Source organism: Limosilactobacillus coleohominis (genome assembly GCF_016901675.1).
In the GTDB taxonomy this organism is placed as follows: domain Bacteria; phylum Bacillota; class Bacilli; order Lactobacillales; family Lactobacillaceae; genus Limosilactobacillus; species Limosilactobacillus intestinavium.
The window spans coordinates 1-5,978 of the sequence record NZ_JACJKU010000084.1 but is presented as its reverse complement, the minus strand read 5'-3'; the positions used below and the strand labels follow the sequence as shown (position 1 = coordinate 5,978).

Annotated in this window: 5 protein-coding genes; 1 reads left to right on the top strand and 4 read right to left on the bottom strand. The window is 35.8% G+C overall.

Annotation, left to right across the window (positions count from 1 at the left end):
• Positions 1-390: 390 nt before the first annotated feature.
• Positions 391-813 carry an ArsC/Spx/MgsR family protein gene (locus H5975_RS07090; RefSeq protein ID WP_204785460.1) on the top strand — a complete coding sequence of 141 codons (423 nt, stop codon included), beginning with the start codon at positions 391-393 and terminating at the stop codon, positions 811-813.
• A gap of 116 nt (positions 814-929) precedes the next feature.
• Here the strand turns inward: H5975_RS07090 and H5975_RS07085 are convergent, their stop codons facing one another.
• The 4 genes from H5975_RS07085 to H5975_RS07070 form a co-directional block, all read right to left on the bottom strand.
• On the bottom strand, positions 930-1,901 hold the full coding sequence (locus H5975_RS07085; protein ID WP_204785459.1) for a ribose-phosphate diphosphokinase: 972 nt from the start codon (positions 1,899-1,901) through the stop codon (positions 930-932).
• A 91-nt stretch (positions 1,902-1,992) separates the two neighbouring features.
• A complete protein-coding gene (gene recD2 / locus H5975_RS07080; RefSeq protein WP_204785458.1) occupies positions 1,993-4,497 on the bottom strand; it encodes an SF1B family DNA helicase RecD2 in 2,505 nt (834 codons plus the stop codon).
• 83 nt (positions 4,498-4,580) lie between these two features.
• Positions 4,581-5,264, bottom strand: coding sequence for a tetratricopeptide repeat protein (locus H5975_RS07075; protein ID WP_204785457.1), 684 nt, complete (start codon positions 5,262-5,264; stop codon positions 4,581-4,583).
• 16 nt (positions 5,265-5,280) lie between these two features.
• Positions 5,281-5,937 (bottom strand): histidine phosphatase family protein, encoded by a 657-nt coding sequence (locus H5975_RS07070; RefSeq protein WP_204785456.1) that lies wholly within the window; start codon positions 5,935-5,937, stop codon positions 5,281-5,283.
• Positions 5,938-5,978 lie beyond the last annotated feature (41 nt).

Sequence of the window (5,978 nt, the reverse complement as noted above, 5' to 3'; positions counted from 1 at the left end):
AAGATGTTTATAAGTCATTTGTGATGTTCCTTTACTTTTGTTTGTGGTTATTCAAAAGTCTATCACAAATGGCTTTTTTATTTTTCTAACTTAATTTTACAAACGGCGTCATTAAGTAATTTGTAGTTTTCTTAATAACTTAATAAAATGTTAATATCTGGTTCGGTTATAGTCGTTGTGTCCTATTTTTCAAAGCATTACTGGTCTAACCTATTGATTTATCTAGGATTACTCTTGTTTAAAAAATTCCTCAGTGAGGAATTTTTTTATTAATTCGATAATTAACCAAAACCTCTTTATAAGCTTTTATTAAACAATTGACAAACATCACGTTTATTAATTCAAAATTGATAAAATATAATTAAAAGAATTAGTAGCGAGGTGTAAATGTTGGTTTATCTTTATTTTCATACGAATGATCCTTCCAAGAGAAAAGCCGTTCGTTGGTTCAACGATCATGATATTCCGTTAATTCAAAGAAATATCGAAAAACAACCGCTATCTCCTGATGAAGTACTCCACTTACTCAGCATCTCGCTTAACGGTACTGACGATTTAATTTCGCTACGCTCTCGAGATACAAAAGCTTTAAAAATGAATCGCCCAAGTGTAACTATTAATGAATTTACTTCCGCAGTTCAGAAAAGTCCGCGGATCCTTAAAAATCCGATTATCTTTGATTCTGTAAAATTAGTGACGGGTTTTGACCAAGAAAAAATGGGAATATTTATTCCAAAAGGTGAACGTCGGCTGGAACTATCACAGTTGCTTGCTAAATTTACCCACCCCGAGGGTCATATTAAATTAGCATAAGTTCCTGTATGTTTAGTCAATTATTAAAGGCATTAGTAATGCAATATTGCACTACTAATGCCTTTAATTGTTTATTCAATAGCTTTAATTAATTTGCGGAAAAATATCACAGAATATTAATGGAATAAAGTTTGTAGTGATTGATGGTTGTGCACTCGTGCAATTGCCTCTTTAATTAGGCCTGATACAGTCAACTCAATAATTTTAGGTGATTGCTTTTCTTCCGGAATTACAATAGAATCACTAACAATTAACCTAGTGATCGGTGATTTTTCAAGGCGTTCAACTGCACCGTTGGAAAGTACTGGGTGAGTTGCAACTGCATAGACATCCTTGGCACCCTCTTTTTTCAAAAGTTCTGCCGAATTAGCAATTCGGGTCCCAGTATCAACAACGTCATCTACAATAATTGCGGTTTTGTCTTTAACATTTCCTATTAATGCTTCCGGAACAGATTCATTTCTATGTTCTCGATTTGAATTATCCCTCTTGTCAACAATCGCTATTGGCACACCACCCATGTGTTCTGCAAACCTTCTGACTAAGGAAACTCCTGCGTGATCTGGAGCAACAATCACCACATTATCATCAAGATGGTGTTCTTTTAGATAATTGACAAATGTCATTGCAGCTCTAAGGTGATCAACCGGAATATCAAAGAACCCTTGTACTTGTGGTGCATGAAGATCAATTGTAATTAATCGATTAATTCGATCGTCTTGCAATAAATTAGCTACTAATTTGGCAGTAATGGGTTCGCGTGAACGTGCCTTTCGATCTTGTCGAGCATAACCATAGTATGGCATTACGACGTTAATTGTTTTTGCACTTGCTCGTCTTAATGCATCAATCATAATCAGTAATTCCATTAAATTAGTATTTACAGGATCAGATACTGACTGAATGACATAGACTTCTTGCCCACGCACACTTTCGTCAACAACAACAGAAATTTCTCCATCCGCAAAATGACTCACACTACATTTACTAAGTGGGATGCCAATTTTATCAGCAATTTTTTGAGCTAATGGTCGATTTGAATTTAATGCAAATAATTTAACATCTTTAGCATTTTGTATCTCTGTCATTGTTTATTTTCCTTCCATAAAGCCAGGAGCAAGTTTGAATAATACACCCATATTATTACAATAATTGATTAACATTGCAACTACAGACCACCTAAAAATCTTCAGGTCTAATGCCATCCATTCCAATCATTGGATCTATTAGATTTCTTTCAATAATTTCGGGAGTAAGTTCTTTAATATGTTCAACATCTGGTTGCTTATGGGTAGTTTGTTTTCTAGCAGAATTAGTTGGTAATTTAACTTTTTCACCGTTCTTCTCAGTTTCAAAGACCTTCTCGATCCGATCCTTTAAAGTAGTTTGTCGATATTCCGTCGGGGACTCTGCACAACGTACAAATGCACTAGGGTTTCCAACCATTAGCAATGCACGAGAGGAACGAGTTACCGCAGTATAGAGCAAATTCCTATGCATAATAGTAGGTGATTGGGGATTAGTGGGAAAGTATTCATCAACCATGGAAACAATAACCACGGGTGCCTGGCTCCCCTGTGCCTTATGAATAGTCATACAATATGCCAATTGTAATGCATTAATTTCATTTAGGCGTAGATATTCGACCTCTTGTCCATCAAAATCAACCACTACTTTCTGTTTAGCAGTGCTTTTATTAGAACCATTAATAACGTTTTGCCCTTCAATCGATTTTATTATGCCCAGATCACCATTAAAAACATTATTATCAGGGTCATTTACAGTCTGCATTACCTTATCGCCAACACGTAAAACACGATTTTTTAACTCAATAGCAGATTTTTCCTCGTTATCAGGATTTAAAACCGCTTGTAAAACCTTATTAATGTTGTCTGTTCCAGCGATTCCCCCATGAATGGGAGCTAATATTTGAATATCCATAATGGGAACATCATACTTATTATGATACAGCTGAACTGCTTGACTAATTAATTCCGGGATATTCCGATATGAAGATCGGATAAACTGCCGATGTGCATATTGATTAGGCTTGCTTGGTGCAAATAATGAAGTGCTAACATCACCTTCATTAATATGGTGGGCTAACGGAATAATTGAAGAATTTTCTGATTGCCGATAAATATGATGCAGTCTCCGTTGTGGAATAGTTGAGGTTGATAATAAATCATAAAATACTTGCCCAGGACCTACTGACGGTAATTGATCACAGTCACCAACAAGCACAACATGAGTACCATTCCCGACAGCACTAATTAACGCTGTAAATACTGCTGTACTTGTCATGGACATCTCATCAACTATGAGCAGGTCCGTTTCTAAAGGTTCAAAGTCCATTTCCATTAATTGCCCATCATTAATATCTGCTGTTAGGCCTAACAAACGGTGGATAGTACTTGCTTCTATACCTGTCGCGGAATTAACTTGTTTAGCTGCACGACCAGTAGGCGCAACAAGCATTACATCGTCACGACTTTTTTCAGGATTCAATTTTAAAAACGTTTCGACAATTCCATTCACGATGGTTGTTTTACCTGTACCAGGCCCCCCTGTTAGTAACATTACTGGGGTTTTTAACGCCTCACTAATGGCATCCTTTTGGACTTGATCATAATCATAACCATTTTCTTGTTCAACATCACGAATTGCATTCTTAATGTCATCAGTGGAAGGAGCATCTTCATTTTGATTTTGTTTTAATAATTCAAAAAGTTTTTGAGAAATTTTCCATTCGGCATCATAAAATGAGCTTTCATAGATATGATCTGAATTCTCAATTTCTATTGTTCCATCCTTATTCATTTTAAGTAATTGTTCATTAATTGCTGATGGATCAATTTGATAATCTAATAAGCGACTGGCAAAAGCTAATAGCATGTCTCTCTGAACAAAAGTGCCGCCCTGACTAACTATCAAAATTTTTAACGCATAGAGGATTGCCCCACTAATTCTGCGCGAATCATTAATAGCAACTGAATAAAATCGCTGTGCAATCTGGTCCACTGCCTTAAAACTAATACCAGAATCAAATAAATCCATCGAAATCCGATATGGATTTTTAGCAATTGTCGTTAATGTTTTGATTCCATACTTGTCAAAAATAAAGTTCACCTGACGTTCAGAAAAACCAAACTTTTTCAATTGCTTGATGATCTTACCTGTGGAATTTCCCAAATCTAGTTTTGAAAAAAAGTTAAACAGTTGTTTACGATCTGCTGAATCAATTTCAATAATGTCATCTAAACAATGAGGATCATCCACAACCATGTTCATCGCTTGAGAACCTAAAGCTTCAAACAATATTTTGGCACTTTTTCTTGGATGATTCAGTTTAACGTGGTGATATTTTAAGTACAATGTTAATTGCCCACTTGATTGTGGCATTACAACATGGCAACCGGTACTAGCAAACTGCAAGCCATATCTTTGATCATCTACAACTCGGCCCTCAAATTCATACCGATCGCCTTCTACGATATCTCCTAATTGCCCCTTAACAGTTATAGACTCCTGATCCCAGTTAAAATCTGCATCTTCGACTTCAACTGAGATGATCCTAAACAGACTTCTTTCAAAAATAACTACTTTGACAGTCCCTATAAAGGACGTTGGCCCAGTGGTGGTTACATCTTCACGATGCTGTATTTGTTGATTATATTTTTCCATGGCTCATCTGCCCCTCATTTTGTTGAAAACATAAAAAAGTCACCAACAAAGGTGTTAATTCACCTCCACCAATGACTTTTAAATTATTTAGATGATTTATTATTTAACTTTTGCAAAGCATGCTCGATATCAGAAATCTTCTTTTCACTCTTTTGGTAATAATCCAAGTCTAATTGTCGCGCTTGTGACAAATATTTTTTATATGGTTCATCAAGTGCCATTGCTACCAAACCACGATTGAACTGAGTATCAGCTCTTCCAGGATGATGCAATAAAATCTGATCGTAATATTGTTTTGCCTTTTCAAATTCACCAAGTGCCAACATGGAGTCACCCAATACTTGGTTAATTTCAGGATCATCAGCTGATAAATCGTAAGCTGTTAAGCCGTAAGCTACCGTCTGCTTGTATTGCTTCTTTTTCATATAGCTTTGCGCTAACATTAAGTACGCATCCGCTTTTAGCTTATCATCATCTATTTTATTGTATAACTTTATTGCTTCATCAATTTTACCAACAGTATAGTAAAGATTACCTAATCCGTACTGCAGAAAATTAGTTGCACGTTGGTCACCACGTTGTTCAAAAATTCCTAATGCTTTCTGGAATAATTCTTCTGCTTGAACATAGTCATTTAACCGCGTTAATAATGATCCTAAATCATAATAATTATTGAACTTTGTTGGCTCTTCATCAATTGCCTTTACTAGACGATGAACAAGTTGTTCACTCTGATTCTTTTGTGCTTCTTGCTTTTCATTGGCCATTTTAAATCACCTCATTTTAAATCGTGTCGGTTGGGTCAATCGTTGTTTTATGTAAGTACGATGTATCGTTCCATTTTTCTAAATTAAACTTTTGACCATCGGTTGTTTGTAAGATTGTCGTAGAAGTATTACTAAGGCCCCCACGATCCTTTAAATGTGCCATCGGCATTCCTAGTAAACCATTAATGGCCGCGTTTAACGCTGCACCATGCGAAACAATCACAATATTTTGGTTGGGATAATTTTTAACATAATCCTTAACTGCAGCACTCATCCGTTTGATGACTGATTCAAAGCTTTCACTGTTAACAATTGACGGATCATATTTATCAGGATGATGGCGGAAATTATCTAATACGTCTGGCCATTTCTCAGCAACTGCTGTGAATTTCATGCCCTCCATTTTCCCAAGATTAAATTCAATTAATCGCTCATCAATTGTTAAAGGAATTGGTCGCCCAAGTGCTTCAATCAATTTTTCAGCTGTTGTTTTAGCACGGGGAAGCGGACTTGCATATACATGGGCAATCTTTATTGACGATAAGGATTGCGCTAATAGTTTTATTTCCTGATAGCTTTGTGGCAACAATGGAGAGTCTCCATGTGCTCCTTGATATTTAGAATCAAGATTCCATTCTGTTTTTCCATGTCTAATAAAAAATATTCTTGTCATTTTCCCACCATGCTATTATAAAATTTAGACTTAGCTTTATC

Excerpts from the sequence above, each read along its gene's own strand:
- H5975_RS07085 (WP_204785459.1), bottom strand. The coding sequence starts at position 1,901 with ATGACAGAGATACAAAATGCTAAAGATGTTAAATTATTTGCATTAAAT.
- recD2 (WP_204785458.1), bottom strand. The coding sequence starts at position 4,497 with ATGGAAAAATATAATCAACAAATACAGCATCGTGAAGATGTAACCACC.
- H5975_RS07075 (WP_204785457.1), bottom strand. The coding sequence starts at position 5,264 with ATGGCCAATGAAAAGCAAGAAGCACAAAAGAATCAGAGTGAACAACTT.
- H5975_RS07070 (WP_204785456.1), bottom strand. The coding sequence starts at position 5,937 with ATGACAAGAATATTTTTTATTAGACATGGAAAAACAGAATGGAATCTT.